Annotated in this window: 1 pseudogene; it reads right to left on the bottom strand. The window is 68.4% G+C overall.

The features are described from left to right. Positions 1 to 75 precede the first annotated feature (75 nt). A pseudogene (locus tag NE591_RS13845) lies at positions 76 to 310 on the bottom strand (cyclohexanecarboxylate-CoA ligase); the annotation flags it as partial.

Genomic DNA, 310 nt, shown 5'->3' with positions numbered 1-310 from the left:
CTCGTCGATGATCTCGATGCGCTCGGGCCACAGGCGCTTGGGCACGCCCGCGCCCTCCAGGTAGGCCGTGACCGACTACAGGGTCGGCAGTGCGTTGCCGAGCGGCGCCACGAAGGTGCAGATGCGCTCGCCGAGCCGATCGTCGGGCATGCCGATGGTGGCCGACTCGCCCACGCCCGGGCAGCCCACCAGGTTGTCGTCGATCTCGCGGGCCGACAGGTTCTCGACGCCGCGGATGATGATCTCCTTGCGCCGCCCGTTGATGCGGATACGGCCGTCCTCGTCCATGTAGCCCAAATCGCACGAGAAC

The sequence above is a fragment of the Adlercreutzia sp. DFI.6.23 genome (assembly GCF_024462535.1).
Lineage (GTDB): Bacteria > Actinomycetota > Coriobacteriia > Coriobacteriales > Eggerthellaceae > Adlercreutzia > Adlercreutzia rubneri.
Note: the sequence above shows the minus strand (reverse complement) of the source record. Positions and strands in the feature narration are given on the sequence as shown.